The following is a 25,917-nucleotide window of genomic DNA, read 5'->3' on the forward strand; positions in this document are numbered from 1 at the left end:
TGCGCTGGGGTCGCGAGGGCCCGGTTACCCCCACCAGAGCGCCACGGCTTCGGCGAGCAGCCGCGCCCCCACGAGGGCGGTGCGGCCCGTGGGGTCCAGGTTCGGGGCGAGCTCGGTAAGGTCGAGCCCCACCAGCTCGTTGTGCGCGATTACGTGCGCCACGACCCGCATCGCCTCCCCGTAGGTGAGGCCCTCCACCTCGGGGCTCCCCGTGCCTGGAGCGAGGGCGGGGTCGAGCGCGTCGATATCGAAGCTGAGGTAGACCCGCTTGCCGCGCGGGAGGCGCTGAAGGGTGGCCTCGAGGTCCGCTTTGACCTGGCGGGCGAAGACGAGCGTGTGCCCGCGGGCCCGGGCGGCCTCGAAGGCCTCGCGACTCGCGCGCAACCCCCGGAGGCCCACCACGGTGATGTGCTTGAGGCCGGGGACCGCCTCGACCGCGCGGCGGAACGGGGAGGAGTTCGCGTAGCGCGTGCCGTTCCGGGCGTCGGTGTAATCGAGGTGCGCGTCGATCTGCACCACGTACAGCTCCTCCAGGTCGTCGTAGGCCCGCAGCACGGGGTAGGTGATCGTGTGGTCCCCCCCTACGAAGACCGGGAGCCGCACGCGGCCGCGCAAGGCGCGGGCGGCCTCGGTGATGCGGCGGAAGGTCTCCGCGTACTCGAGCTGCGCGGGGTCCACGTCCCCCGCGTCCACGAGGCGCGCGCCTTGGAGGCGGTGCGCGTTGGTTTCCGGGTCGTAGTACCCTTCAGGGCCGGGCGCGTACCGTCCCGAAGCTTCCCGGAGGGCGTTCGGCGCGAAGCGCGCGCCGGGACGGTACCCCACCCCGAAGTCGTACGGCAAGCCTAAAAACCCCACGTCGGCCTCCCAGGTTTCGGTGAGCGGCTTGTGGGGGGCTTTGAGGAAGGTGGCCGGTCCGGTGAAGGGCAGCTCGGTGTGGCGCATGCTACCGTTAGTCTAACGAAGACGCGGCGTTTCTACGTGGTGAAGCGCCTCGCCGGCCTTGAGGCAGCGTGTTGCGGGCTGGTAAGCCCGAGCCCGGTGCGGGGCTACGCGCCCCATCGCGGGATCCCCCGCCGCGGAAACCGCCGCGGCGGGGGACCCAAAGGACGGCTGAGTGCAGGCGCTCGACCCGGGCGCTTAGCGCGAGTAGTTCGGGGCTTCCTTCGTGATCCGCACGTCGTGCGGGTGGCTTTCGATCAGGCCGGCCATCGTGATGCGGATCAGGCGCGCTTTTTCGCGCAGTTCCTCGATCGTGGCGCACCCGGTGTACCCCATGGCCGCCCGCAGGCCGCCTACGATCTGGTAGATCACGTCCCCGACCGGGCCCTTGTACGGCACCATGCCCTCGATGCCTTCCGGCACGAGCTTCTTGGCTTCGGACTGGAAGTACCGGTCCGAGGAGCCCCGTTGCATCGCGCCTAGGGAGCCCATGCCGCGGTAGCTCTTGTAGCGGCGGCCGTCCTTGAGGACCTCCTCGCCTGGGGCTTCCTCGGTGCCCGCGAGCATCGAGCCGAGCATCACGGTGTGCGCTCCGGCAGCGATGGCCTTGGCTACGTCCCCAGTGTACTTGATGCCGCCGTCCGCGATCACCGGGACGTCCGTGCCTTCCAGGCCCCGCACGGCCTCCATGATCGCGGTGATTTGCGGCACGCCCACGCCCGTCACGACGCGGGTCGTGCAGATCGATCCGGGGCCGATCCCGACCTTGACCGCGTCCGCGCCGCGTTCCGCGAGGGCCCGCGCGCCGTGCGCGGTCGCGACGTTCCCCGCGATGACGTCCACCCGGTCCCCAAACGCCTCCTTCAGCTGCACCAGCGCGTCCAGGATGCCCTGGGAGTGCCCGTGCGCCGAGTCCAGGACCAGCGCGTCCACCCCGGCCTCCACCAGGGCGGCGGCGCGTTCCATGAGGTCGCTCGAGGCGCCCACCGCGGCCGCGACGAGCAGCCGGCCTTGGGGGTCCTTGGCGGCGTTGGGGAACTGCCGGCGCTTGACGATGTCCTTGAGGGTGAGGAGGCCCTTGAGCTTGCCGGACTCGTCCACCAGGGGGAGTTTTTCGATCTTGTGCTGGCGCAGGATCTCCTCGGCGTCGTCCAGGGTGGTGCCCACGGGCGCGGTGACGAGCCGCTCCCGGGGGGTCATGACCTCGGTCACGGGGCGGTTGAGGTCCGTCTCGAAGCGGATGTCGCGGTTCGTGACGAGGCCCAGGAGCGTGCCGTACAGGTCCACCACCGGCAGCCCGCCGATCTTGTACTCGGCCATGAGGCGCTCCGCGTCCTCCAGGGTCGCGGTGGGCGGCAGCGTGATCGGGTCCGTGATCATGCCGGCCTCGCTGCGCTTGACCTTGCGCACCATGGCCGCCTGCTCCTCGATAGAGAGGTTCTTGTGCAGCACCCCGATCCCGCCCTCGCGGGCGACGGCGATGGCCATGCGGGCCTCGGTCACGGTGTCCATCGCCGCGGATAGGATGGGGATGTTCAGCTCCAGCCGCCGCGTGAGCCGGGTGCGGGTCGAGACCTCCCGAGGTAGGACGGTGGAGTGGTCGGGGAGCAACAGCACGTCATCGAAGGTCAGGCCTTCCCCCACGATTTTGCGCGAGTAATCCAGCATATTGCCCTTGATTATACCCGTTGAAGGGATGGGTTTACAGCTTGGGGGGCGGGGGCCGGAACTCGCGCATCAACCAGCGGTAGGCCAGAACGTACCCCAGGGTGTACACCGCGATCTGCGCCCAGAAGTTCTGGAAGACGTCCAGGCCGAAGCCCACCGCCACCCCCATCAAAAGCCCCAGGCCCATGATGAGCACGAACGTCTTGAGGAACAGGCGCAGCAGCTTGCCCAGCGTGGGTTTGCGGGCTTCCTCGAGCTGGCGCCGGTACAGTTTCTTCAACCGTTTCTTCTTGCCCACGCCGCCAGTTTACCGTAGGGCTTCTCCCGGGGCGCGGGGGATCTCGGTGAGCGTGACCATGGGGCTTCGGGGGGGCGGGTTGGGGAGAGGCCAAGGCCTCAGGGTGGGGCTGCGCCTGATGCAGAGTAGTTTGAGCGATGATCTTTCGGGCGCGCCTACCTGGGGGTTGGGGCGTCCCGCCCTATACTGGGGGCGTGTACCGGTTGATCGAGGCGCTCGTGGCGCTGCCGCACCGGGGCAGCGCCACGCCAGAAGAAGCCCAAGCCGCGGCGCGGCTCGAGGCCTACCTCGCCGCGCACGGTCATGCGGTGGAGCGGCAGGCCTTTCGCGCGCCGCGCACGTACGGTTGGGAGCTTTTCGCCATTAGCGCGTTGCTGGCGGTGGGGGGGGTGTGGCCCTCCTTGGGGCTGGCGCTGGTGGGGGCGTACTGGTTCTGGGCGTATTTTGGCGGGTGGGGGGTGCCGTGGAGCGGGGTGTTTGACCGCTACCCTTCCCAGAACCTGATCGCGCGGGCCGGGGCGGGGCCGCGCACCCTCGTGTTGATGGCGCACTACGACACCGCAAAGACGTGGTTCCTGTACCACCCGCGGCGGGTGCGGGGGTTCCGGACGCAGTTCCTCATCAACGCGCTTCTGGCCACGCTGGTGCCCCTTCTGCTCCTCGCGTGGCCTTTGGGGGCGCGGGTTTTGGACGCGTACTTCGCGGTGCAGGGGGTGCTGCTCCTCTACCGGGAAGCGCGCGCCCCGTACGTGAACGGCGCGAACGATAACGCGAGCGGTGTGGCCGTCGCCACGCGGTTGTTTGTGGAGCTCGCGCGGCGCGTGCCAAAGGGATGGCGGGTGGTGCTGGCCTTGACGGGCGCGGAGGAGGTGGGCGCGAAGGGGGCGCGGGCCTTGTTGCGCGCAGGGAAGGTGCCGCGGGACGCGCTCATCCTGAATATCGATAACGTGGGGCGGGGCGCCCTGCACTTCGTGGAGGGGGAGGGGATGCTCCGCTACTACCCGTACCGGGGGGCGCTGGTGCAGGCCGCGCGGACGCTGGAGGGGGCGCGGCCGGTGGCGTACACCCTCGCGTACTTCGACACGCTGCCCTTCGCGCGCGCCGGGTACGCGTGTCTTGGCCTGATCCGCCTCCAGGATGGGGTGCCGCCCCACTGGCACTGGCCGACGGACCGGATGGCGCACCTGGATTACCGGGCGGTTGAGGAGACCCTGGCGTACGCCCGCGCCTTGGTGGATCGGGTGTTGCAGGATGCGAGGGTGACCGCGTAGCGGGTGCACTATACTGAAAACCGTGAGGATTATCAGAAAGGTGCAGGACCTCAGGGCAGCGCTCGAGGGCGCCGAGGTCGGGTTCGTGCCGACGATGGGGTACCTGCACGAAGGGCACCTGAGCCTGGTCCGACGGGCTCGTGAGGAGAACGGGACCGTCGTGGTTTCGGTCTTCGTGAACCCACTCCAGTTCGGTCCGAACGAGGATTACCAGCGGTACCCTCGCGACCTCGAGCGCGACGCGCGCCTCGCCCGAGCGGCGGGAGCCGACCTGTTGTTCGCGCCGGAGGTAGCCGAGGTCTACCCCGAGGGGTTCGCGACCCGCGTGGTCCTCACGGGCGGCCTGGTCGAGCGCTGGGAGGGCGCGCACCGGCCGGGGCACTTCGACGGGGTAGCGACGGTCGTGGCGAAGCTGTTCAACATGGTGCGCCCTCGCCGGGCCTACTTCGGCGAGAAGGACTACCAGCAGCTCCAGGTGATCCGCCGCCTGGTGCGCGACCTGAACTTCCCGGTGGAGGTGGTGGGCGTGCCGACCGTACGGGAGCCGGACGGGCTCGCCCTCTCGAGCCGCAACGTCTACCTGACCCCCGAGCGGCGCGCCCAGGCCACGGTTTTGTACCGCGCGCTTGTGGCGGCCCGGCGGGTGGCCGAGGCGGGCGGCACGGTTCAGGAGGCGCTGGCGGCTGGGGAGCGCGTGTTGGCGGAGGTGCCCGAGTTCCAGCCGGATTACTTCGCGATCGTGCACCCCGAGACCCTGGAGCCCCTCGAGGCGTGGGTGCCGGGGGCGCGGGGGATCGGGGCGGGGCGGTTCCCGGAGGTGCGCTTGATCGACAACCTGGAGGTGTACCCGCGATGACGGTCGTGGAGATGCTCAAGGCCATGGTGCAGCAGCGCGCTTCCGACATCCACCTGCACGCGGGCGCGCCTCCCACCATGCGGGTGGACGGGAAGCTCAAACCGTTCACGAACAAGGCCTTGACGCCGAGAGAGGTCGAGGCGATCGTGCGGAGCCTGTTGACGCCGGAGCAGTGGGAGCTGTTTGAGTACCAGAAGGAGATGGACTTCGCCTACACCATTCCCGGCGTGGCCCGGTTCCGCTGCAACCTCCTGCGGCAACGCGGCTCGGTGGGGCTGGTGATGCGCGTGGTGGCCGAGGCCATCCCGAGCTTCGAGACGCTCGGCCTGCCCCGCGAGGTGATGGAGTACTTCGCGGCGCAGGAGCGCGGCCTGGTCCTGGTCACGGGCCCCACCGGCTCGGGCAAGTCCACCACCCTCGCGGCGTTGATCGACCACATCAACGTGAACTACGCGCGGAACATCATCTCGATCGAGGACTCCATCGAGTTTTTGCACAAGAACAAGAAGAGCCTGGTGATCCAGCGTGAGGTCGGGGTGGACACCGACTCCTTCCAGACCGGCCTGAAGTACGCGATGCGCCAGGACCCCGACGTGATCCTGATCGGGGAGATGCGCGACCGGGAGACGGTCGAAGCGGCGATCACCGCGGCGCAGACCGGCCACCTGGTCTTCTCCACGCTGCACACCCTGGACACGATCCGCACGATCAACCGCATCATCGACTTCTTCCCGCTGCACGAGCACCGGCAGGTGCGGACCCTGCTCGCCGAGTCCCTCCTCGGGATCCTCTCCCAGCGCCTGCTGCCCCGCGCGGACGGGCAGGGGCGGGTTCTGGCCCTCGAGGTCCTCGTCGCCACCCCCTTGATCCGCGAGTACATCAAGGACGAGGAAAAAACCCCGCAGATCAAGGAGGCCCTCATGGAGGACAACCTCAAGGGGATGCGCACCTTCGACCAGCACCTGGTGGAGCTGTACACGGAGGGGCTCATCACCCTAGAGGACGCCCAGGCAGCGGCGACGAGCGCGCACGAGTTCAAGCTGCTCCTCACCCGCCGGACCGGGCAGACCTACTGAGGTGTGGGCGGATGGGGTCGGTATAATCGGGTGCGGAAGATCGGCTTCGGGAGGGAGACCGGATGAGCAAGGTGAAACTCAGCCAGGGTAAGATCGCCGGGATCGAAGCATGTGCGGACGAGCGCGGCGTGATCGCCGCCGCCGCGATGGACCAGCGCGGTTCCTTGAAACGCGCCATCACCAAGGCCAAGGGAACCGACGCCACGCCGGAAGACCTCCGGGCTTTTAAGGAGGCCGTGGTCGAGGTGCTCACACCCCACGCCTCCGCGATCCTGCTCGACCCCGAGTACGGCCTGGGGGCCGCGGCAAAGCGCGCTGAGGGCGTGGGGCTCCTCCTCGCGTACGAGAAGAGCGGGTACGACCACAGCGCGGGCGGGCGCCTGCCCGACCTACTCCCCGAGCAGACCGTGCGCAAGCTGGTCGAGGCCGGCGCGAACGCGATCAAGATCCTCGTGTACTACAACCCCTTCGACGACGAGCGCATCAACGCCCAGAAGCAAGCGTTCATCGAGCGGGTGGGCGCCGAGTGCAAGGCGAACGACGTGCCGCTCTTCCTCGAGCCTTTGGCCTACGACGAGCGCGTCGGGGACGAGAAGGGCCTCGAGTTCGCCAAGGTCAAGCCCAAGTACGTCGCGGCCTACATGGAGGAGTTCTCCAAGCCGCACTACGGCGTGGACGTGCTGAAGGTCGAGTTTCCCGTGAACGTCAAGTTCGTCCGGGGGATGCGTTCCTTCGCGGGCGGGGAGGCGGCCTACGACCGCGAGGAGGCCAAGGAGCACCTCCAGCGCGCGGCCGAGGCGGCGAAGAAACCCTTCATCTACCTCTCCGCGGGCGTGGACATGGACGAGTTCATCGAGTCCCTCGAGCTCGCGGCCGAGGCCGGCGTGCCGTACAGCGGGGTGCTGTGCGGCCGGGCGACCTGGAAGGACGGGATCGCGGTGTACGCCCAGGAGGGCGTGAGCGGCCTGCGGCGCTGGCTCGAGACCAAGGGCGTGGAGAACATCACCCGGTTGAACGAAACCCTCGCCGCGGGCGCGAAACCCTGGCACACGATCTACGGCGGGGTGGACGCGATCGAGCGCGTCTAAACACAGCCTGACGCGCCCCACCGGACGAGCCCGTATGCTAAGGGCATGCGTCCGGTGGATTTTATTCGCGCGAAACGCGACGGAAAAGCACACACCCCCCAGGAGCTCGAGGCCTTCGTGCGGGCGTACGTGGCCGGGGAGGTTCCCGACTACCAGGCGGCGGCCTGGTTGATGGCCGTGTACTTCCAGGGCATGACCGAGGCGGAGACCGTGGCCTTCACGCAGGCCCTCGCGCGCTCCGGGGAGGTGCTGGACCTTTCAGAGCTCGGCCTGACCGTGGACAAGCACTCCTCGGGCGGGGTGGGGGACAAGACCACGCTCGTGGTGGCCCCCATCCTCGCGGCGAGCGGCGTCACGGTCGCGAAGATGAGCGGGCGCGGCCTGGCGCACACCGGCGGGACGATCGACAAGCTCGAGGCCATCCCCGGCTGGCGCGGGGAACTGGACGACGCGACCTTCCGCCGCATCGCGCGGGAGGTGGGGCTCGTGGTGGCGGGGCAGTCTAAGGCCCTCGCGCCCGCGGACGGGATGCTCTACGCGCTGCGTGACGTCACGGCCACGGTGGACGCCCTGCCCCTCATCGCGAGCTCGATCATGTCCAAGAAACTCGCGGCGGGCGCGCGCGTGATCGTGCTGGACGTGAAGGTGGGGGCGGGCGCGTTCATGAAGACCCGGGAGGAGGCCCGCGCCTTGGCGGAGCTCATGGTCAAGATCGGACGGGAGGCGGGGCGCGAGACGCGCGCCGTCCTCTCCCAGATGGACCAGCCCCTCGGCCGCGCGGTGGGGAACGCGATCGAGGTGCGCGAGGCCATCCAAACCCTGCGGGGTGAGGGGCCGGAGGACCTCGTCGAGCTCGCCCTGACCCTCGCGGGCGAGGCCCTAAAGGCCGCCGGCCTGCCCGCAGCGCGCGCGCGGGAGGCGCTCGAGTCGGGCGCAGCCCTCCGGAAGTTCCGCGCCTTCGTGGAGGTCCAAGGAGGGGATGGGCGCGTGGTGGAGGAGCCGGAGCGGCTCGAGCTCGCCCCGGAGGTCCTCGAGGTGCGGGCGGAAGCGGGCGGGACGGTGAACCGTCTGGACGCGATGAAAGTAGGGCTCGCCGTGCTGCGGTTGGGCGGGGGGCGCGAGCGGAAGAACCAGCCGATCGACCGCGGCGTGGGGGTGTACCTGGAGAAGAAGCTTGGCGATCCAGTACGGCCCGGGGAGGTCCTGGCCCGCGTCTACCACCGCGGCCGGGGCGTGGAGGAGGCCCTAACCCTCCTCCGCGAGGCCTACGGGGTCGGCCCGGAAGGCGCGCGTCCCCCCTTGGTCCTCGAGGTCGTGCGCTAGTATCCCAGGGCTTCCGCGGCGCGCTTGAGGAGCGCCGCGCTGGCCTGGAGGGCCTCGCGTTCGGCGGGGTCGAGCGGGGGGGTGAGGGTCTGGAGCGCGCCCGCCGCCCCCACCACGCGCGGGAGGGAGAGGGCGACCTCCGGCACCCCCTCAACCTCCGGGGTGATGATGGAGACCGTGAGGACCGCACGTTCGTCGTTCAGGATCGCGCGCACGATCCGGGCCAGCCCCGCGCCGATCCCGTGGTAAGTCGCGCCTTTGCCCGCGATGATGCGGTACGCGGCGCGGCGCACGCCGTCATCGATCCGGGCTTTCACCGCCTCGGTCAGAACGCGCCCGGTCTGCCGGGCGAAAGCCTCGAGGGGCACCCCGCCCACGAGCGCGCTGGACCAGACGAGGACCTCCGAGTCCCCGTGCTCGCCCAGCACGTACGCGTGCACCGAGTGCGGGGCGACGCCGAGGAACTCCCCCAAAAGCGCGCGGAACCGGGCGGTGTCCAGGATCGTGCCCGAACCGATCACCCGTTGGGGCGGTAACCCCGCGACGCGCGCGGTTACCTGCGTCATCACGTCCACGGGGTTCGTGGCGACAATGAGGATCGCCTCGGGGGCCGCCTCGAGCACTCTGGGCACCACCTCCTGGAAGACCCGGGCGTTGCGGCCGAGCAGCTCGAGCCGCGTCTCCCCGGGGCGCTGGGCGACGCCGCAGGCCAGGATCACGATCCGGGCGTGCTCGAGCGCCGTGTATTCCCCGGCCTGGACGCGCACCGGGTGGGCGAAGGGCGTGGCGTGCAGGATGTCCTCGGCGTGCGCGCGGGCTCGGGCTGGGTCGCGGTCCACGAGGACGATCTCGCTTGCTACGCCCGTGAGGGCCAGGGCGTAGGCGGCGGTGGCGCCCACCTGTCCGCTGCCGACGATGCCGACCTTCACGCCGCTCCCCTCCCTCACAATACCGGGGGTTTTCGGGCGTGTGTGCCTTGCTCGAAGGCGTACGCCAGGCGGATCAGGGTGGCTTCGCTCCAGGCTGGCCCCAGGAAGGTCAGGCCGACCGGTTGCCCCGCGGGGGTGTACCCGGCGGGCACGGTGAGGCTGGGGTACCCGGCCTTGGCGCCGACGCTCGCGCCCCAGTTCATGGGGAAGACCAGGGCGTCCAGGCGGTGCTGCGCGAAGGTCGCGTCCAGCCCGCCCTTGCAGACCTCGAGATCCTTCGCGCGGTGGTACCGGTAGGTGGGGCTCTCCACGCCGGCGGCGCTTTCGGCGGCGAGAAGCAGGACCTGCCCGTAGCGCAACATCTCCTCGGGGTGGGCTTCGTTGTAGCGGATGAGTTCCTGGAGGCTGTGGATGGGGGCGTTCGGGCCGAGGGTGCGGAAGTAGCGGTTGAGCTCCTGCTTGAACTCGTAGAGCAGGACCTCGATTCCGAGCGCGAAGACCTCGTGCGCCGTGGGAAGGTCCGCGGGGTCGATGACGGTCGCGCCCAGGTCGCGCAGGGCCTGGATGGCCTCCTCGAGAACCGCGCGGGCCTCCGCGCTCGGTTTTTCGAAGAACGCCGCGCGCGGCACCCCGATCCGCGCGCCTTTAAGCCCGTCGGGGTCCAGGAAGGCCGTGTAGTCCTGGGGGAGGTCCTTGGGACGCCGTTGGGTCGCGGGATCCTTGGGATCCTCCCCCGCCAGGACCGAGAGCAGGATCGCGGCGTCGGTGACCGTGCGGGCCATGGGGCCGGCGGTGTCCTGCGTGGCGGAGATGGGGATGATCCCGGAGCGCGAGACGAGCCCCACGGTGGGCTTGATCCCCACGATGGCGTTCTGGCTCGCGGGGTTCAGGATCGATCCTTGCGTTTCCGTGCCGACGGCCGCCGCGGCGAGGTTGGCCGAGGGCGCGACCCCGGAGCCGGCGGAGGAGCCGCCCGGGTGGAAGGCCGCGCCGTACGGGTTCACCACCTGACCGCCGCGCGAGCTGTACCCGGGGGGCATGCCGACCGTCATGAAGTTCGCCCACTCGGTCATGTTGGTCTTGCCCAGCAGCACCGCGCCGGCCTTGCGGAGCTTCCGCACCAGGAACGCGTCCTGCGGGGCGATGGCGTCCTTCATGGCGAGGGAGCCGGCGCTGGTGTGCATGCGGTCCGCGGTGTCGATGTTGTCCTTCAGGAGAACCGGGATGCCGTGCAGCGGGCCTCGAGGCCCGCGCGCGGCGCGCTCCGCGTCCAGGGCCTGGGCCTGGGCTAGGGCGTCGGGGTTGACCTCGAGGACGCTGTTGAGCCGGGGGCCGGCGCGGTCGTACCGCTCGATGCGCTCCAGGTAGTACCGCGTGAGCTCGAGGGCCGTGAGCCGCCCGTCCTGCATCGCGGCTTGTAGTTCGGGAATGCTACGCTCAAAAGGGTCCAGCGCGGGGTTGTTCATTTGGTGTGATTCTACCCTAAGGAGGCGCTTGTAGGGGAAACTCCCACACCACATGTCCGACTCGCACGGATGCGGGGGCGTGCGCGGTGCTCTAAGGTTGGGGCAGGAGGAGGGATGAGCGACGCGAAACGGCGTTACGGGGAGGTTCGGGACCGCGCCGATTTGCTGCGCCGGGTGGTGCGCGCCGTCTTCAGTCGTGCCGAAGCGGACCGTAACGCGGACACCGCCTTGGGAGGCACCGCGCGAAAGGAGGCAAGCATGCTGGTGCGCGATTGGATGACGCCAAACCCCATCACGGTAAGCCCCGACACTCCGGTGCCGGAAGCGATCCGGCTCATGCAGGAGAAGGGGTTCCGTCGGCTGCCGGTGGTGAACCGCGACCGCCTGGTCGGCATCGTGACCGACCGGGACCTCAAGGAGGCCATGCCCTCCAAGGCCACCACCCTCTCGATCTGGGAGATCAACTACCTCATCGCGAAGATGCCGATCTCCGAGGTGATGGCGACGCCCGTGATCACTGTGGAGGCAGACAAACCCCTAGAGGACGCGGCGCTCCTCATGGAGGAACGCAAGATCGGGGGGTTGCCGGTCCTCGAGGGCGGAAAGCTCGTGGGCATCATCACCATCACGGACGTCCTCAAGGCCTTCGTCGAGGTGATGGGCCTCAAGGAGGGCGGGCTGCGCCTGACGGTGGACGTGCCGGACCGTCCGGGGGCCCTCGAGACCCTGGCTCGAGCGATCAAGCCGAGCAACGTGGTCTCGGTCGCCACGGTGGGCCGCCAAGGGGAGAGGCGCCGGCTGGTGCTGCGCGTGAACGGCGAGGGGCTCGCGGACCTCGAGGCGCGGCTGCGGGCCGCGGGGGAGGAGGTGATCGAGGTCCGCGCGACGGACGCGGTGTCCGGCGTGTGAGCTTTCGGAAAGGTACCCGCGCGCCGGGCCCGTCCTGGCGCGCGCTGGCGTAGACTAGGGTTACGCAAGCTTAACCGAAGTGGGGTACGGTATAGCCAGAAAGGAGGTCGGCGATGTGGGGATGCCCGTGGTGCGGGTTCGGGTACGGTGGATGGTGGGGGACCTTGTGGAGCCTGTTCTGGCTGGTTTTGATCGTACTCGCGGTTTACTTCCTGGTCCGCGCGTTAACGCGCCCGACGGGTGAAGAACACCGGCGCGACACCGCCCTCGAGATCCTGCGTGCGCGGTACGCGCGCGGCGAGATCGACAAGGAGACCTTCGAACGCATGCGACGGGACCTGGAGGATGGCTAGGGTACTGGTGGTGGATGACGACCCCGCGATCCGGGAGGTGCTTGCGGCCTACCTCGCCCGTGAGCGCTTCGAGGTCCTGGAGGCAGAGGACGGCCTGCAGGCCCTTGAGCAGGCCCCCGGAGCGGACCTGGTGATCCTGGATCTGATGCTGCCCGGGATGGATGGGTGGCGCGTGGCCCAGGAGTTGCGGCGCGACTGGCCGGACCTCCCGATCTTGATGCTGACCGCGCGGGGGGAGGAGGAGGAGCGCGTGCGGGGGTTTGAGCTCGGCGCGGACGATTACGTGACCAAGCCCTTCAGCCCCCGCGAGGTCGTGGCGCGCGTCAGGGCCTTGTTGCGGCGGGTGGGGTTGAAGGACGAGCTCGTCTACGGCCCCCTCGTGATCCGCCCCAGGGCCCGCGAGGTTCTGCTCGAGGGGCAGCCGGTCGCCTTGAGCCGGCTCGAGTTCGACCTGCTCCTCACCCTGGCGCGCCATCCCGGGATGGTCTTCACGCGGGAGCGGCTGTTGGAGCGCGTGTGGGGGCCGGGGTTCGAGGGGGTGGACCGGGTGGTGGATGTGCACGTCGCTTTGTTGCGCAAGAAGCTCGGGGACGATGCGGAGCACCCCCGGTTCATCGAGACTGTGCGCGGGGTGGGGTACCGGTTTCGGGAGTCGTAGGTGCGGCTATTCGTCAAGCTGTTCGTGAGTTACCTGCTCGTGGTGTTGCTGGCGGAGGGGGTGCTCTTCCTCTCCGCGGAGCTCATGGCACCTAGGCTCTACCAGGGGCACGTGGCCCGCATGATGCACGTCATGGGGATGATGGGGATGGGGCCGATGGAGGCGGTGCTCCGCGCGGATTTGGAGGCCGGGCACCAGAACACTCTGACCGCGGCGATGCTGGCCTCGTTGCCGGTCGCGACCACCCTGGCTGCGGGCGCGGCGTGGTTCGTGGCCCGCCGCATCAGCCGCACGGTGCGCGTCCTAGCTCAGGGCAGCGAACGGATGGCCCAGGGAGATTACCGCCTGCGCCTCCCGGTCCTGGAGAAAGACGAGCTGGGGGAGTTGGCGCGGCACTTCAACCGTCTTGCGGAAGCCCTCGATCGAGTGGAGGCGAGCCGCGTCGAGCTGATCGGGACTGTGGCCCACGAGCTGCGCACGCCCCTGGCCGCCCTCCAAGGGTACGCGGAGGCCCTCGCGGACGGGGTGATGCCCCCCGAGCGCGCCGCGCAGGCGATCGCGCGCGAGGTGAGCGCGATGCGCCGACTGGTGAACGACCTTTCACTGGTCTCCCGGGTGGAGGCCGGGGCGATCGAGGTGCACCCCGTGTCCGTCGCGCCCCGGGTCTTGCTGGAGGAGGCGCTGGACCGGTTCGCCCCGGCCTTTGCGCAAAAAGGCGTGCGGCTACTGCTGGAGGCTCCAGAGGAGATGCCGTGGGTGCAGGCGGATCCGGAGCGCGTGCAGCAGGTATTGTCCAACCTATTGGTGAACGCTCTGCGCCACACGCCCTCAGGGGGCACAGTGGTCCTCGGGGCGCGCGTTGAGGGGGACGCGGTGCGCTTTCACGTGCGCGACACCGGGCCGGGCATCCCGCCGGAACACCAGCCGCGTGTTTTCGAGCGGTTTTATCGGGTGGACCCCGCGCGCAGCCGCAGCGCGGGCGGGAGCGGCGTGGGGCTCACGATCGCCAGGGGGCTGGTGGAGGCCATGGGGGGACGGATCGGCCTCGAGTCCGCGCCGGGGCGGGGGGCGGAGTTCTTCTTCACCCTGCCTTTGACGAAGGCTTAACGCTTCACGGGTAAGGTCGGGGCATGAAGCGAACGGTTTGGTGGATCCTGGCTGCGTTAGGTCTTGTGGGAGGGGCCGCTGCGTTCTTTTGGGGGCGGCCGGTGGAGGACCCGTACCTCGCGGCGCTCCGCGGAGCGAGCGCACAGGAGGCCATCGCCCTGGCGAACCGCTGGCGCGAGGAGGGCCGGCCCGTGCAGAGTTACGTGACCGCGCGGGCCGTGGAGTTCGTGCTCCCGGGGGATCGGCCGTACCGCGTGCCCCTCCCGGAGGACCAGATGGTGGTCGCGATCGCCCCCTATATCCGCACCACGCACCCGTGTGAGGTCCACTACATGTCGAGCTGCCAGGGGGAGCTGGCGAACCAGCCGATCCAGGTGCGGGTGACGCGCGCGGACGGCACCGTGCTGGTGGATCAGGAGATGCGCACCCTCTCCAACGGGTTCCTCGAGCTGTGGCTCCCGCGCGGCGCGACCTACAAGGTTGAGATGCGCCTCGAGGGGTACCGCGGCGTGGAGGTCGTCGAGACCTTTGAGGCAAGCCGGACCTGTGTCACGACCCTGAAGCTCGAGCCGGACGCGGCGTGAGGCCGGAGGACGGATGTTAACGCACGCCGTACACGCGGGTTTCTGGGCGGAAGGCGGCCCAGGCGAACCAGAAGGTGCTGTCGTGCACCACGGCCGTGAGTTGCTGGCCCTTGAGTCGCCCTGCCCTTGCGGTTCCGGAAAGGTCCCACTCGCTTTGGGTCTGCTGATCCACGAAGGCCTGGCCGTTCCAGGCGAAGGTCAGGGTGCGGCGACCGAGCTGCCGCTCGAACACCGCGACCGCCCCTACGTCGCGGGCCTGGCTCGCGTTGCGCGTGTCGAGGGCGCTGTGCGTGCCGGGCAGCCAGAAGACCACGATGGGCACGCCGCCCACCACGTCGTTGATCACGCGGGTGGTCTCGAGGACGCTGTAGGGGTAGGCGACCGCTTCGTCCCCGAGCTCGAAGCTCACCACGCGCAGCTTCGGGGGGAGGCGCCCGTCGGTCGGCCCATCAAAGAGGAACGGGGGTTCGTTCACGTCGTCGTACCCTAGGTACGGGTTGTCCCCGTAGTTGCGGGTGAACCCGGTCTTCCGGGAGAGGACGATCCCCTCCGGGTAGGTTTCGCGAAAGCTCTTGAAGCTCATGATTTGCGCGGGGTACCGGAGGAGCCCCACCCCGGTCAGGGTGCCCACGCTGCCCTCCGCGGCGAGCTGGACCCAGAGGGTGCTGGTCTCCGAGTCGAACATCACCAGGTTCGAGTTGTAGAGCATCCCGGTGGTGCCGAAACTGAGCTCGAGGCCGGCCACCGCCTCCTGCGCGGCCGCTTCTCCGAACTCGGCGGCGTACGCCTCGAGGTAGGCCGCGTCCAGCTCCGCGAGGGTCGCGTTCGGGTTTTTCGCGCGTACCGCCTCCAGCTGTGCTGGGGTGAGGGGCACGCGCCGGTCGTAGGTGAGGGCGCTGTTGCAGAGCGGGCAGAAGGTCACGGCTACGGGCACGCCGCCTACGGTGTCGTTCACGATCTCGTGCCAGATGAGGATCTGCACGGGGTAGGCCTTGGCTTCGCCGTTCAGCTCGAGGGCGACGACCGGCTCGACCCCCTGGAGCCAGCGGGCGGCCGCCTCGGCTGGAATGAAGCGCGGCGCGGGGCTGTCGGCGATCTTGCCGTTAAAGCTCCCAGTGAAGCCCAGCGCGGGGATGCCTTGGGGCACGACCCCCCCGTAGATGAAGGCTTCCGTGGGTAGGTTAGCTTTGCTTTTGTCTACGTCGAGTACGTAGAAGGCCTGCCCAAACGCGAGGCCTAAGGCGCACAGTATGGCCGCGGTGAACCCGAGTTCCCTCACCCCTTACCTCCAAAGGTGGGCGTACGGATGAGGCCGGGTGAACCGCCGGCCCGATCTGCCCTTATCCAATCTCGCACGCCTCCCCGTGAGATGCATGGCACGAGGCGTACCGTAGCCCGCCCTTACGCTAGCGTACGGATCGTAACGCTCCCGGGCTTGGGGGGCGAGCTGCCGCGTGCGTGCGGACGGGGCTGGGAGCGGTAACACCGGGAAACGCCCGCGGGTAACGAAAAGCCGTCCCCACACGTGCTTTAATCCGCTTAATTGAAGCAAGCGCAGGGCCAGCCCGATCCGGCGAGAGCAGAGCACGAAACAAGGGATCCAGTGGAGCCTGTGCGCCTGGGCCTTATGGGGTGCGCTCGCCTGGGCGCAAGGGTGCGTGGACCCCAGCGCGCCGGTTGCGGTGCCGGACCCGCACCTCGAGGCGGCCCTACGCCAGGCGTTGGGGCAGCCGGAGGGGACGCTGCGCTGTGGGGCGCTGGCGGATCTAACGGCCCTAAGCGCGCCGTTTGCGGGGATCCGTTCCCTCGAGGGCCGCGAGGTCGCGACCGGCCTCGAGCGCCTCGACCTGGACGGGAACCAGACCCAAGACGCCCCTGGCGGGCCTCGTACGGTTGCGCGAGCTGAGCCTGTTCCACAACCGGATTCGGGACCCCACCCCCCTCGTAGAGAACCCCGGAATCGGCGCGGGGGACGTGGTGGACGTGCGCTGCAACCGGCTAAGCCTCGCGCCGGATTCCGGGGACATGCGCGCGGTCGAGGCGCTGCGCGGTCGGGACGTGCGGTTGCGTTACGCGCCGCAGGGCGCGGGGGGGTGCGGTTAGACGTCGAGCTCCGCGAAACGCGCGTTCTCCTCGATGAACTCTCGGCGCGGCGCGACCTCCGAGCCCATCAGCCGCTCGAAGATCTCGTTCGCCTCGAGGGCGTCCTCGATCGTGACCTGCCGGAGGACGCGCGTCTCAGGGTTCATGGTGGTCTCCCAGAGCTGCTCCGGGTTCATCTCCCCAAGCCCCTTGAAGCGCTGGATCTCGTAGGGCTTGCCCTCGAGCGCAGCGAGTTTTTTCCGGAGGGTCTCGTCGTCGTACACGTATTCGATCTTCCGGCCGACCTTGAGGCGGTACAGAGGCGGCTGCGCGATGTAGAGGTACCCCGCCTCGATCACCGGGCGCATGTACCGGTAGAAGAAGGTGAGGAGCAGGGTGCGGATGTGGCTGCCGTCCACGTCCGCGTCGGTCATGAGGATGATCTTGTGGTACCGGACGGACTCGAGGTCGAAGTGCCCGTCCTGGCCGGTCCCGTCGATGCCCGCCCCGATCGCCGCGACCATCGCGCGGATCTCGTTGTTCTTCAGGGCTTTTTGCAGGTTGGCCTTCTCGACGTTCAGGATCTTGCCCCGAAGGGGCAGGATGGCCTGGAAGCGCCGGTCGCGCCCCTGCTTGGCGGACCCGCCCGCCGAGTCGCCCTCCACGATGAAGAGCTCGGCCTCATCGGGGTTTTCCGTTTGGCAGTCCGCGAGCTTGCCGGGCAGGTCGTCGGACTCGAGGGGGTTCTGCCGGCGCACGAGCTCGCGGGCCTTGCGGGCGGCCTCGCGCGCCTGCGCCGCGCGCAGGGCCTTCTCGTAGATGAGTTTGGCCACGCGCGGGTTGCGCTCGAGGTGCTCCATGAGCTGGTCGTACACGACCTTCGTGACGGCACTTTGCGCCTCGGGGTTCAGGAGCTTGCCTTTGGTTTGCCCCTCGAACTGCGGTTGGGGGATCTTGACGGAGATCACGGCGAAGAGGCCCTCGAGCAAGTCCTCGCCCGACGGGGTGGGCTGGCCGTTCTTGACGAGCCCGGCCCGTTGCGCGTACTTGTTCAGCGCACGGGTGTACGCGGTGCGGAACCCTGAGAGGTGCACGCCGCCGTCCCGGGTGGGGATCATGTTCGCGTAGGTGAGGAGCTCGGTGGTGTACCCCTTGGTGTGGATCAAGCCCACGTCCACCTCGACGTCCTCCACCTGGCCGTGGAGGCGCACCGGCTTGTCGTAGAGGAGCTCCTCGCCCTCCGCGAGGGCCTTGGCGAAGGAGGCCACGCCGCCCTTGTCGTGGAAGACTTCCTCCTTGCCCTTGCGCTCGTCCTTAAGGATGATCTTGAGGCCGCCCGCGAGGAAGCTGACCTCGCGCACGCGGCGGCGTACGCGGCGGAAGTCGAACTCGAGGCCCGGCTCGAAGATGGTGGCGTCCGGTAGGAAGTGCACCCGGGTGCCGGTCTTGTGTTTGGGGGCGGGACCGAGTTCGGTGAGGGGCTCGACGACCCGGCCCCGGCTGAACTGGATGCGGTAGTGCTTGCCGTCCCGGAAGACCTCGACGACGGTCCAGGCGGAAAGGGCGTTCACCACGGAGGCCCCCACCCCGTGCAGGCCGCCCGAGACCTTGTACGCGCCTTCCTCGAACTTACCGCCGGCGTGCAGCTCGGTGTAGATCACCTCGACGGCCGGACGGCCCTCGCCGGGCATGATGCCCACGGGGATACCGCGCCCGTTGTCCTCCACCGAGGCGCTCCCGTCCGCGTGCAGCGTGACCTTGATCTCGTTGGCGTACCCCGCCAACGCTTCGTCCACGGCGTTGTCTAGGATCTCGCTCAGGAGCTGGTGGTACCCGTCGGTGCCGGTCCCGGCGATGTACATGGCCGGGCGCTTACGCACCCCTTCCAGCCCCTTGAGCACCTTGATGCTCGAGGCGTCGTATGTGCTCATATTCCTCCTATGGGCTCCCTGCAGTGCAGGGGCAACCACACCCTAGTCATTATACCAGGAGGAGGGGTTTTCACGTTTTTCATGGGAAATTTCGCCCCCTTACCCCGGAGGGTTTATGGATCTATGCCGGTTTCGCAGAGGGGGCTTCAGGAGCGATTGGGTTCGCGCGCGGCGAAGTCCGGCCCCGTATCATGGGGGCATGAGCGCCCTGCTTCTCGTGCACGCTGCGCTGGGGTACGCCCTCGTTCCCGCCCTTGTCCTCCTCTTCCTGTGGGCGCTCCCCAGCCTCTCGCGCACCCCCAGCCCTCGCTTTTTCCGTGCGTTGCGCGGCGTGGCCTGGGGCGCGATCCTTCAGGTCGCTACCGGCTTCATCCTGTTCCTCCTCGCGGGGCTCCGCCCCCTCCCCCTCCACCTCCTCTACGGCATCCTCAGCGCGACGGTCCTCCACTTTCTGGGCGGCCTCGAGCCCGGCGGGTGGTTTTACGCGGGGCTCAAGCACCCCCCCAGGCAGGTGGGGCCCTGGATCTTCGCCGGGCTGCTCTTCGCCCTCGGCCTCTCGGTGCGCGCGGTCACGACCGCACTCGCTGGCTAAAAGCCACGAGCCGCTCGAGAACCTCCAGCGCGGCACCGGAGCGGAGGATTTCCCGAGCCCGGGCCACGCCCTCGGCCACGCTCTCCGCCCGGCCCGCCGCGTACAGCGCCGCCCCGGCGTTCAGCGCGACCACGTCCGCTCGTGGCCCGGCCTCCTCCCCCCCCAGGATCCGCCGGGTGATCCGGGCGTTCTCCTCCGCGCTGCCCCCGGCGAGCGCCTGGAGCGGGGCCGGCTCGAGGCCCACCGCCTCCGGGGTGAGGGTGTAGCTCCGCACCCGGCCGTCCCGCAGCTCCGCGACGCGGCTAGGCCCCAGGACGAGCTCGTCCGTGCCTGCTCCGTGCACCACCAGCGCGCGCCGGGCCCCGAGGTCCCCCAGCGCGCGCGCCATGGGCTCGAGCCACTCGGGGGCGAACACGCCGAGCAGGAAGTGCGTCGCGCCGGCGGGGTTCGTCAAGGGGCCCAGCAGGTTGAACACGGTCCGCACCCGAAGCTCGGCCCGCACCGGCGCCACGTGCCGCATCGCGGGGTGGTGGCTGCGGGCGAACAGGAACCCCACCCCCACCTCCTCGATCGCCCGGGCGACCTGTTCGGGGGGGAGGTCGATCCGCACGCCGAGGGCCTCGAGGACGTCCGCCGAGCCGGAGCGGGAGGAGGCCGCGCGGTTCCCGTGCTTGGCGACGCGCACCCCCGCCGCGGCCACGACGAACGCGGTGGTGGTGGAGATGTTGAAGGTCCCCCGGCCGTCCCCGCCGGTCCCGACCACGTCCATGAGGGGGCCGGCCACCTGGATCCGCAGGGCGTGCTCGCGCATGGCGCGCGCGAACCCCGCGATCTCATCCACCGTCTCGCCACGGGTGCGCAGCGCGATCAGCACCCCCGCGAGCTGCGCCGGGGTCAGTTCCCCTTGCATGATGCGGTGCATCAACCGGTAGGCCTCCTCCTGGGTCAAGGGCTCTGCGTTCAGGGCCTTCACGAGTTCGTGCATACCTCACCTCCGTTCGCGGGGTTGTGGTTCCGCCCGCCACGCGGCCCACGCCCCCTCCAAATAGGCGCGTTCATACGCGCTACGTGCGCCCAGTAGGGGCGCGAACGGGCCGAAAAGAATGCGCTTGATCCAGAGCAGGGCGGGGTGCACCCCGAGCTCCACCGCGAGCGCCGCGCTCTGGTGGTGGCGCACGGCGCGCACGGCCTGACGCCCCGCCGAACGGGCCTTCTCGAGGTTTAGCAGCGACGGTCGGCCCGCGTGCACCGCCCGGGCCTCGGGCAGGTACGCGAACCTGAGGCCGGTCCGCGCGAGGCGAAACCCGAGCTCGAGGTCCTCCACGCCATACCCGTCAAACCCTTCCCAGAACCCCCCTACGGCGCGGAACGCCGCCAGGGGCAGGCTGGTGTTCGCCCCGTTCAGGCTCGCCCAGTGCACCCGGCCCCACCGCACGGCCGGCCGCCACACCGTGCCGTCCTCCCACGCGAGGCCGCCCACGTACACGCCCGGCCTTCGGGTTTGGGCCTCGAGGTGGTGTTGCAGCGTCTGTGGAGCGGGGAAGGTGTCGTCATCCGAGAGGTACAGTACCCTGCCCGATGCGACCTCCGCCCCGCGGTTGCGGGCGTAGGCTGGGCCTTTTCCGGGGGTTTCCAGTACCGTCAAGGCGAAGGGCGGGCGGTAGGCTTTAAGCCAGTCCAGGGTGCCGTCCGTGCAGCCGTCCGCCACCACGACCACCTCGAACCGTTCGGGCTCGAGGGTCTGCGCCTCGAGGGCCGCGAGCTTGCGCCGGAGCAGCTCGAGGCGGTTGTGGGTGGGCACGATGACGCTTACCTCCGCCGCCACGCTTCCCACGCTCCCCGTGCGTACGCGAGCTCGTACGCGCCCCAGCGGCCCATCAGCCCCTTGAGCCAGGGTAGGGTGGCCAGCTTCAGGCCGAGCAGCGCCGGGTGCACGCCCAGCGCCCAGGCGATCCGGGCGTCTTTGTGCTTTTTCCAGACCCGCACGTGGGCCCCCCCAGCCTTGTAGGCCCGCTCCAGGGCGCTTGACCGGTGGTCCCAGGCCTCGTGGATGGCCTCGGCGCGCGGCACGAACACGAACCGAGCCCCCGCGCGAAGCAGGCGGTACCCGAGGTCCGGGTCCTCGCCCCCATACCCGTCGAACCCCTCGTCGTACCCCCCTACCTCCTGAAACAACGCCCGGGACAGGCTGGTGTTGTTCCCCGTGGCGTTCCACCAGAACACGGGCGGGCCCGCGAGCTCGGCCGCGCCGCTGCCTTTTAAGGCCGGGGGCAGCACGAGCCGCCCCACCGCCACCGTGCGGGGAGCGCGGTGCGCCTGGCGGTGCGCGCGCAGCCAGGCTGGCCGGGGGATTGCGTCGTCGTCCGAGAAGACCAGCACCCTTCCCCGGGCTGCTTCCGCCCCGCGGTTGCGGGCGTAGGCTGGGCCTTTGCCGGGGGTTTCCAGCACCTTGAGGGCGAAGGGGGGGCGTTGCGCGCGGAGCCAGTCCAGGGTGCCGTCCGTGCAGCCGTCCGCCACCACGACCACCTCGAACCGTTCGGGCTCGAGGTCCTGCGCCTCGAGGGCCGCGAGCTTGCGCCGGAGCAGCTCGAGGCGGTTGTGGGTGGGCACGATGACAGAGAGTTCGATCGCGCTCATGCTCCGCATCCTACGTGCGCTGGAGGAAGTTCGCGAGCAGAGCGCGCCCTTCCCGGCTCAGGACGGACTCCGGGTGGAACTGCACGCCGAACGTGGGGTAGGTGGTGTGCTCGAGGGCCATCACCGTGCGCCCCCCGGCTTCCTCCACCCAGGCGTTGACCCGGAGCGTGGGGGGCAGGTCGGTCACGGCGAGCGAGTGGTACCGCGTCGCGACGAGGGGGTTAGCGAGCCCGGCGAACAAGCCGGTGCCGTCGTGGTGGATGGGGCTGGTCTTGCCGTGCATGAGGATTGGGGCCGGCACGACGCGCCCCCCGAAGGCCTGCGCGATCGCTTGGTGTCCCAGGCACACGCCCAGGATGGGGTAGTCCGGGGCGTAGCGCTGGATGAGCGCCACGGAAAGCCCCGCCTCGTTCGGGGTGCACGGCCCGGGGCTGATCACGATCCCGTCCGGCCGGAAGGCCCGCACCTCCTCGAGGGCGAAGCGGTCGTTCCGCCACACCTTAACGTCCGCGCCCAGCTCCCCCAGGTACTGGACGAGGTTGTACGTGAAGGAATCGTAGTTATCGATGAGCAGGATCCGTTTCACTCCAGCCCTCCTTCCGCGAGCTCCGCGGCCCGCAGCAAGGCCCGCGCTTTGTTCAGGCACTCCTGGTACTCCCGCTCCGGCACGGAGTCCGCCACGATCCCCGCGCCGGCCTGCACGTGCACCGCACCTCCCGCGATCACGAAGGTGCGCAGCGTGAGGGCCACGTCCATGTGCCCGTCGTACGCCACGTACCCGAACGCGCCCCCGTACGGACCGCGCCGGGTCGGCTCGAGCTCCTCGATGATCTCCATGGCGCGGATCTTGGGCGCGCCGGAGACGGTGCCCATGGGGAGGACGGCGGCGAGGGCGTCGAGGGGAGTGTTGCCTTCCCGGAGATCCCCCTCGACCGTGCTCACGAGGTGCATCACGTGCGAATAGTGCTCGACGGTCATGAAGGATTTGGTGCGCACGCTGCCGTACCGGCAGACCCGGCCCAGGTCGTTGCGGGAGAGGTCCACGAGCATCACGTGCTCGGCACGCTCCTTCTCGTCCGAAAGGAGCGCCTCGGCGAGGGCCTGGTCCTCCTCCGGGGTCCGGCCGCGCCGGCGGGTGCCCGCGATGGGGCGGGTGGTCACGGTGCGGCCGTCCGAGCGCAGGAGGGACTCCGGGCTCGCCGAGACGAGGGTGACCTCGCCGAGCTCGAGGTACCCCATGTACGGGCTGGGGTTCACGTGCCGCAAGGCGCGGTACAGCGCGAACGGGTGCACCGTGAGGGGAGCGGAGAGCCTGAGGGAGAGGACCACTTGGAACACGTCCCCGGCCCGGATGTACTCGAGGGCCCGCGCGACCGCCGCTTCGTAGGCGGACTGGGTGAGGTTGGCTTGGAAGGTCATGCGTCCGCCCGCGCGCTGGCCAGGCACGCCGGGAAGGGGGCCGTGGAGCTTGCGCTCAGCCCAGTCCACGCGCTCTCGGGCACGCGCCAGGCTCTCCGGGTCCTCGGCCTCGGCGGGAGCAACGAGGTGCAGCTGTTGCTTGAGGTGGTCGAAGATCACCACCACCTCCGGCTCCACGAAGAGGAGGTCGGGGAGGCCGAGGGGGTCGGGGTTCGTGGCGGGGAGGGCCTCGTAGTGACGGATCAGGTCGTACCCCGCGTACCCCACCACGCCGCCCCAAAACGGGGGGAGTTCGGGGTCCTGCACGCGCTCGACGTGCACGGCCTCGTACAGGGTGCGCAAGGGGTCCGCGGTCTGGATGGGGGTGCCGTTCAGCGTGAACACTCCGTCCTTGAGGCGGAAGGTGCGGCGGGCACCCAGGCCGATGAACGAGTACCGGCTCCAGTGCTTCCCGGCCTCGACGGACTCCAGGAGGAAACTCGGCGTGGTTTTTTCCGCGAGCTTCAAGTACGCGGTGACTGGGGTTTCGAGGTCCGCTAAGAGGGTGCGCTTGACGGGTACCTTGGGCATGGGGCCTCCTGTGTAAGAAAACCCCCTGGGGTAGGTGAAACCCCAGGGGGTACACGCCGCCCACCCCGGGGTTATCCGGGCCACCACCAGGGGTAGAACGGCACCTGCAGCATTGGAATTAATATAACCTCACCCCTCAGCGGGGCGCAATCCCCTGAGCGCGAGGTTCGCGGCGAGAAGCACGAAAAAACCCGCGAGGCCCAGCAGGCCGACCGTGAGATCGTTCGTGCGCGCCACCACGACGAGCGAAAGCCCCGCGCTGGCGTTCAGCGTGCCGTGAAAGAGCGCCGCAACGAGGATCGCGCCGCCCCGCTCCCGCAGGTACAGCATCCACGGGGTGAGGAGCGTGGTGAACGCGACCATCCACACCACGCCGAGCCCGGGGTGCTGCGGGTAGTTAAACCCTTGAAGAATCAGCGGCGCGTGCCAAAGGCCCCACGCCACCCCGATCACGAGCGCGGCCCGCCAGAACCCGAGGGGCTTCAAGCGTTCCCACAGGTACCCCCGCCACATCAACTCCTCGCCCAACGCGAAGACCAGGTTCACCGTGGCGCCAGCGAGCAGGCTTTGCACGAGGAGCGCACCCCATAAGAACGCGTCCGGAACCTGCGCGGCCTCCGGGGGGAGGAGGGCCCGGATGACCTCGAGGCCCACGTACGGGGCGAAGGCCAGGCTCGGTAAGATCGCGAGGAGGCTGAGCGCGATCGGAAGCCCCCAGGCCAGTAGCCAGTACCGGTTGGGGCGCGCCCAGACCCCTAGGCGCACCCCCTCCTGCCGCGCGAGGAGGAGGGCCACGAGGCCGGGGATCCACATGTACACCAGGCTGAAGGCGGGGAAGGTCGGGCTGGTGAGCCGGCCCCCCGCCAGGTAGTACAGTCCCGCCCAGGTCCATGAGGCTATGAACGTCCACACGAGCGCTTTACGCACCGCTGTCATGGGTGACCTCCACCTTGAGCTTACCTTGAGGGCGAGGGCAGGGACCGTAAAACCGGCCGGGCTCGAGCCCGGCCGGTCTTTCCTGGTGGAGCCGAGGGGATTCGAACCCCTGACCTCCTCAATGCCATTGAGGCGCGCTCCCAACTGCGCCACGGCCCCAAACCGCAAGGGATAATCTACAGGCTACCCTCGTGATTGTCAAGGGTGTGTAGTTGGCCAGCACAGACTCATGTAAAAAAGTCGGTTGACCCTTTTATCCTCCCCACCAGGGGCCTCCACCAGCACTCTGGGGAAAGAGTTCCCGTAAGCCTTTCCCAGGGGCTCTTTTCCCCAATCCGCCGATGCCGCATCCGGTAAAGCCCCACCATCAACCAGGATTCCCCCACCTCCAGGCTCCGCAACACCCTCCGCCTGCGCCGCCGCCACAATCGCCCATGCCCTACCTCCGCCACGTTGTTTGTCCAAGGAGGCGGTACCTCGGCCCCCCAAGCCTCCTGCAACCCCTCCCAAGCCCGCACCCAGCCCTCCAAGGCCTTACCCCACCGGGGCAGAAGCTCCTTCCAAAAGAACGCCTCCCTCTCCCCAGGCCCAAGCCCCCGCAGCACCCTCAGACCCTCCCGTATCTCCCCCCACGCCTTCCGGTCCACCTTGGCCCGTACCTCCCGCATCAGGTGGAAAGCGCACCGGGCCCAAAGCAGCCTCCGCCCCAACCAGCCCAACGCCTCCCCTACCTCCTGCGCCCCGTCCGAAACCACCCCCAGCCTTGGAGGTAACCTCCAAAGGAGCTCCCGCACCCGCTCGTAACGCCGCCGATGGCCAAGGTCTCCCCACAGCGGGCAACCCGTCCAAGCCTCAAAGTAAAGGTACCCGTACCCCTTGGGGCCCCGGCCAAAGGCCCATTCATCCACACTCCCCCAGTACACCCGCCCTCGGAGAAGACGGTTCTCCCGCTGAAGGAGCCGTTTGGCCCTGGCCCCCGCGGACCTGAGCCAGCGGAGGCGGGTGGGACGGGTGAGGGGGAAGCCCAGGTTCTTGGCGAGATCGTTTTGGACGCTTTCAGGGGCGCGATGGCTTGCGAGGATGAGGAAGTGCTCCTGGATGGAGATCGCGTACCAGCGGCTTCTAGGGCAGTCCTCCGGGTAGAGAGCTCGTTTCTGGCGCTTGCATTGGGCGCAGCGGATCCGTTTGACTCTGACTTCCTGGATGCCCCGAAAGGTGCGCAGCT

Annotated in this window: 25 protein-coding genes and 1 tRNA gene; 12 read left to right on the plus strand and 14 right to left on the minus strand. The window is 69.3% G+C overall.

The window, feature by feature from the left end; genetic code table 11:
* Positions 1 to 24 precede the first annotated feature (24 nt).
* The 3 genes from MARKY_RS01190 to MARKY_RS01200 all read right to left on the minus strand — a co-directional run bounded on the left by MARKY_RS01190 (position 25) and on the right by MARKY_RS01200 (position 2,905).
* Positions 25 to 942, minus strand: coding sequence for an arginase family protein (locus MARKY_RS01190; protein ID WP_013703047.1), 918 nt, complete (start codon positions 940 to 942; stop codon positions 25 to 27).
* 195 nt (positions 943 to 1,137) lie between these two features.
* The gene (guaB, locus tag MARKY_RS01195) at positions 1,138 to 2,607 is read right to left on the minus strand and encodes an IMP dehydrogenase (protein ID WP_013703048.1); all 1,470 of its coding nucleotides are present in this window, start codon (positions 2,605 to 2,607) and stop codon (positions 1,138 to 1,140) included.
* Positions 2,608 to 2,641: 34 nt separating this feature from the next.
* Positions 2,642 to 2,905 carry a hypothetical protein gene (locus MARKY_RS01200; protein WP_013703049.1) on the minus strand — a complete coding sequence of 88 codons (264 nt, stop codon included), beginning with the start codon at positions 2,903 to 2,905 and terminating at the stop codon, positions 2,642 to 2,644.
* Between the two features lie 137 nt (positions 2,906 to 3,042).
* Between MARKY_RS01200 and MARKY_RS01205 the strand changes: the two genes are divergently transcribed.
* The 5 genes from MARKY_RS01205 to MARKY_RS01225 all read left to right on the plus strand — a co-directional run bounded on the left by MARKY_RS01205 (position 3,043) and on the right by MARKY_RS01225 (position 8,519).
* A complete protein-coding gene (locus MARKY_RS01205; RefSeq protein WP_013703050.1) occupies positions 3,043 to 4,176 on the plus strand; it encodes a M28 family peptidase in 1,134 nt (377 codons plus the stop codon).
* A gap of 22 nt (positions 4,177 to 4,198) precedes the next feature.
* Positions 4,199 to 5,032, plus strand: a complete 834-nt coding sequence (gene panC / locus MARKY_RS01210) for a pantoate--beta-alanine ligase (RefSeq protein WP_041657752.1) — start codon at positions 4,199 to 4,201, stop codon at positions 5,030 to 5,032.
* On the plus strand, positions 5,029 to 6,108 hold the full coding sequence (locus tag MARKY_RS01215; protein ID WP_013703052.1) for a type IV pilus twitching motility protein PilT: 1,080 nt from the start codon (positions 5,029 to 5,031) through the stop codon (positions 6,106 to 6,108). Before panC ends, MARKY_RS01215 begins: the two co-directional genes overlap by 4 nt.
* Positions 6,109 to 6,170: 62 nt before the next feature.
* Positions 6,171 to 7,196 carry a tagatose 1,6-diphosphate aldolase gene (locus tag MARKY_RS01220; protein ID WP_013703053.1) on the plus strand — a complete coding sequence of 342 codons (1,026 nt, stop codon included), beginning with the start codon at positions 6,171 to 6,173 and terminating at the stop codon, positions 7,194 to 7,196.
* A gap of 45 nt (positions 7,197 to 7,241) precedes the next feature.
* Positions 7,242 to 8,519, plus strand: coding sequence for a thymidine phosphorylase (locus MARKY_RS01225; protein WP_013703054.1), 1,278 nt, complete (start codon positions 7,242 to 7,244; stop codon positions 8,517 to 8,519).
* Here MARKY_RS01225 and MARKY_RS01230 read toward each other — a convergent pair.
* Together MARKY_RS01230 and MARKY_RS01235 are read right to left on the minus strand one after the other, a co-directional pair.
* Positions 8,516 to 9,448, minus strand: a complete 933-nt coding sequence (locus MARKY_RS01230; protein WP_013703055.1) for an L-lactate dehydrogenase — start codon at positions 9,446 to 9,448, stop codon at positions 8,516 to 8,518. The two genes, MARKY_RS01225 and MARKY_RS01230, sit on opposite strands and share 4 nt — an antisense overlap.
* A 14-nt stretch (positions 9,449 to 9,462) precedes the next feature.
* Entirely contained in the window at positions 9,463 to 10,914 is a 1,452-nt protein-coding gene (locus tag MARKY_RS01235; protein WP_013703056.1) for an amidase, read from the minus strand.
* A gap of 258 nt (positions 10,915 to 11,172) precedes the next feature.
* Here MARKY_RS01235 and MARKY_RS01240 point away from each other — a divergent pair, with 258 nt between their 5' ends.
* The 5 genes from MARKY_RS01240 to MARKY_RS01260 all read left to right on the plus strand — a co-directional run bounded on the left by MARKY_RS01240 (position 11,173) and on the right by MARKY_RS01260 (position 14,525).
* A complete protein-coding gene (locus MARKY_RS01240) occupies positions 11,173 to 11,823 on the plus strand; it encodes a CBS domain-containing protein (protein ID WP_041658175.1) in 651 nt (216 codons plus the stop codon).
* A 113-nt stretch (positions 11,824 to 11,936) separates the two neighbouring features.
* Positions 11,937 to 12,176, plus strand: a complete 240-nt coding sequence (locus tag MARKY_RS01245; RefSeq protein ID WP_013703058.1) for an SHOCT domain-containing protein — start codon at positions 11,937 to 11,939, stop codon at positions 12,174 to 12,176.
* Positions 12,169 to 12,834, plus strand: a complete 666-nt coding sequence (locus MARKY_RS01250) for a response regulator transcription factor (protein ID WP_013703059.1) — start codon at positions 12,169 to 12,171, stop codon at positions 12,832 to 12,834. Before MARKY_RS01245 ends, MARKY_RS01250 begins: the two co-directional genes overlap by 8 nt.
* Positions 12,835 to 13,941 (plus strand): sensor histidine kinase, encoded by a 1,107-nt coding sequence (locus tag MARKY_RS01255; RefSeq protein WP_013703060.1) that lies wholly within the window; start codon positions 12,835 to 12,837, stop codon positions 13,939 to 13,941.
* 23 nt (positions 13,942 to 13,964) lie between these two features.
* Positions 13,965 to 14,525, plus strand: a complete 561-nt coding sequence (locus tag MARKY_RS01260; protein ID WP_013703061.1) for a CueP family metal-binding protein — start codon at positions 13,965 to 13,967, stop codon at positions 14,523 to 14,525.
* Between the two features lie 16 nt (positions 14,526 to 14,541).
* Here MARKY_RS01260 and MARKY_RS01265 read toward each other — a convergent pair whose 3' ends face one another.
* Complete coding sequence (locus tag MARKY_RS01265) at positions 14,542 to 15,804, minus strand: DUF3179 domain-containing protein (protein WP_013703062.1); 1,263 nt, start codon at positions 15,802 to 15,804, stop codon at positions 14,542 to 14,544.
* A 509-nt stretch (positions 15,805 to 16,313) separates the two neighbouring features.
* On the opposite strand from MARKY_RS01265, the gene MARKY_RS01270 reads away from it, so the two are divergent.
* Positions 16,314 to 16,628 (plus strand): hypothetical protein, encoded by a 315-nt coding sequence (locus MARKY_RS01270; protein ID WP_148230387.1) that lies wholly within the window; start codon positions 16,314 to 16,316, stop codon positions 16,626 to 16,628.
* Here the strand turns inward: MARKY_RS01270 and gyrB are convergent.
* Positions 16,625 to 18,538, minus strand: a complete 1,914-nt coding sequence (gyrB, locus tag MARKY_RS01275) for a DNA topoisomerase (ATP-hydrolyzing) subunit B (RefSeq protein WP_013703064.1) — start codon at positions 18,536 to 18,538, stop codon at positions 16,625 to 16,627. The genes MARKY_RS01270 and gyrB overlap by 4 nt on opposite strands.
* Before the next feature lie 199 nt (positions 18,539 to 18,737).
* Between gyrB and MARKY_RS01280 the strand changes: the two genes are divergently transcribed.
* A complete protein-coding gene (locus tag MARKY_RS01280; RefSeq protein WP_041657753.1) occupies positions 18,738 to 19,130 on the plus strand; it encodes a hypothetical protein in 393 nt (130 codons plus the stop codon).
* Here MARKY_RS01280 and trpD read toward each other — a convergent pair.
* The 7 genes from trpD to MARKY_RS01315 form a co-directional block, all read right to left on the minus strand.
* Entirely contained in the window at positions 19,108 to 20,115 is a 1,008-nt protein-coding gene (gene trpD / locus MARKY_RS01285; RefSeq protein WP_013703066.1) for an anthranilate phosphoribosyltransferase, read from the minus strand. The two genes, MARKY_RS01280 and trpD, sit on opposite strands and share 23 nt — an antisense overlap.
* Positions 20,116 to 20,118: 3 nt before the next feature.
* The gene (locus MARKY_RS01290) at positions 20,119 to 20,955 is read right to left on the minus strand and encodes a glycosyltransferase family 2 protein (protein ID WP_013703067.1); all 837 of its coding nucleotides are present in this window, start codon (positions 20,953 to 20,955) and stop codon (positions 20,119 to 20,121) included.
* Complete coding sequence (locus MARKY_RS01295) at positions 20,940 to 21,767, minus strand: glycosyltransferase family 2 protein (RefSeq protein WP_013703068.1); 828 nt, start codon at positions 21,765 to 21,767, stop codon at positions 20,940 to 20,942. Before MARKY_RS01295 ends, MARKY_RS01290 begins: the two co-directional genes overlap by 16 nt.
* A gap of 10 nt (positions 21,768 to 21,777) precedes the next feature.
* Positions 21,778 to 22,353 carry an anthranilate synthase component II gene (locus MARKY_RS01300; RefSeq protein ID WP_013703069.1) on the minus strand — a complete coding sequence of 192 codons (576 nt, stop codon included), beginning with the start codon at positions 22,351 to 22,353 and terminating at the stop codon, positions 21,778 to 21,780.
* Positions 22,350 to 23,756, minus strand: a complete 1,407-nt coding sequence (gene trpE, locus MARKY_RS01305) for an anthranilate synthase component I (RefSeq protein WP_013703070.1) — start codon at positions 23,754 to 23,756, stop codon at positions 22,350 to 22,352. The genes MARKY_RS01300 and trpE overlap by 4 nt, the downstream gene beginning before the upstream one ends.
* 129 nt (positions 23,757 to 23,885) lie before the next feature.
* Positions 23,886 to 24,692, minus strand: a complete 807-nt coding sequence (locus MARKY_RS01310; protein ID WP_013703071.1) for a CPBP family intramembrane glutamic endopeptidase — start codon at positions 24,690 to 24,692, stop codon at positions 23,886 to 23,888.
* Positions 24,693 to 24,775: 83 nt separating this feature from the next.
* Positions 24,776 to 24,851, minus strand: a tRNA-Ala gene (locus tag MARKY_RS01315).
* Between the last annotated feature and the right edge of the window lie 1,066 nt (positions 24,852 to 25,917).

This window comes from Marinithermus hydrothermalis DSM 14884 (genome assembly GCF_000195335.1).
Classification (GTDB): Bacteria; Deinococcota; Deinococci; order Deinococcales; family Marinithermaceae; genus Marinithermus; species Marinithermus hydrothermalis.

Coding starts and splice junctions, on each gene's coding strand:
- MARKY_RS01260 (WP_013703061.1), top strand. CDS start 13,965: ATGAAGCGAACGGTTTGGTGGATCCTGGCTGCGTTAGGTCTTGTGGGA.
- MARKY_RS01250 (WP_013703059.1), top strand. CDS start 12,169: ATGGCTAGGGTACTGGTGGTGGATGACGACCCCGCGATCCGGGAGGTG.
- MARKY_RS01235 (WP_013703056.1), bottom strand. CDS start 10,914: ATGAACAACCCCGCGCTGGACCCTTTTGAGCGTAGCATTCCCGAACTA.
- MARKY_RS01280 (WP_041657753.1), top strand. CDS start 18,738: ATGAGCGCCCTGCTTCTCGTGCACGCTGCGCTGGGGTACGCCCTCGTT.
- guaB (WP_013703048.1), bottom strand. CDS start 2,607: ATGCTGGATTACTCGCGCAAAATCGTGGGGGAAGGCCTGACCTTCGAT.
- MARKY_RS01240 (WP_041658175.1), top strand. CDS start 11,173: ATGCTGGTGCGCGATTGGATGACGCCAAACCCCATCACGGTAAGCCCC.
- MARKY_RS01225 (WP_013703054.1), top strand. CDS start 7,242: ATGCGTCCGGTGGATTTTATTCGCGCGAAACGCGACGGAAAAGCACAC.
- trpE (WP_013703070.1), bottom strand. CDS start 23,756: ATGCCCAAGGTACCCGTCAAGCGCACCCTCTTAGCGGACCTCGAAACC.
- MARKY_RS01220 (WP_013703053.1), top strand. CDS start 6,171: ATGAGCAAGGTGAAACTCAGCCAGGGTAAGATCGCCGGGATCGAAGCA.
- gyrB (WP_013703064.1), bottom strand. CDS start 18,538: ATGAGCACATACGACGCCTCGAGCATCAAGGTGCTCAAGGGGCTGGAA.
- MARKY_RS01295 (WP_013703068.1), bottom strand. CDS start 21,767: ATGAGCGCGATCGAACTCTCTGTCATCGTGCCCACCCACAACCGCCTC.
- MARKY_RS01310 (WP_013703071.1), bottom strand. CDS start 24,692: ATGACAGCGGTGCGTAAAGCGCTCGTGTGGACGTTCATAGCCTCATGG.
- trpD (WP_013703066.1), bottom strand. CDS start 20,115: ATGCACGAACTCGTGAAGGCCCTGAACGCAGAGCCCTTGACCCAGGAG.
- MARKY_RS01205 (WP_013703050.1), top strand. CDS start 3,043: ATGATCTTTCGGGCGCGCCTACCTGGGGGTTGGGGCGTCCCGCCCTAT.
- MARKY_RS01245 (WP_013703058.1), top strand. CDS start 11,937: ATGTGGGGATGCCCGTGGTGCGGGTTCGGGTACGGTGGATGGTGGGGG.
- MARKY_RS01215 (WP_013703052.1), top strand. CDS start 5,029: ATGACGGTCGTGGAGATGCTCAAGGCCATGGTGCAGCAGCGCGCTTCC.
- MARKY_RS01190 (WP_013703047.1), bottom strand. CDS start 942: ATGCGCCACACCGAGCTGCCCTTCACCGGACCGGCCACCTTCCTCAAA.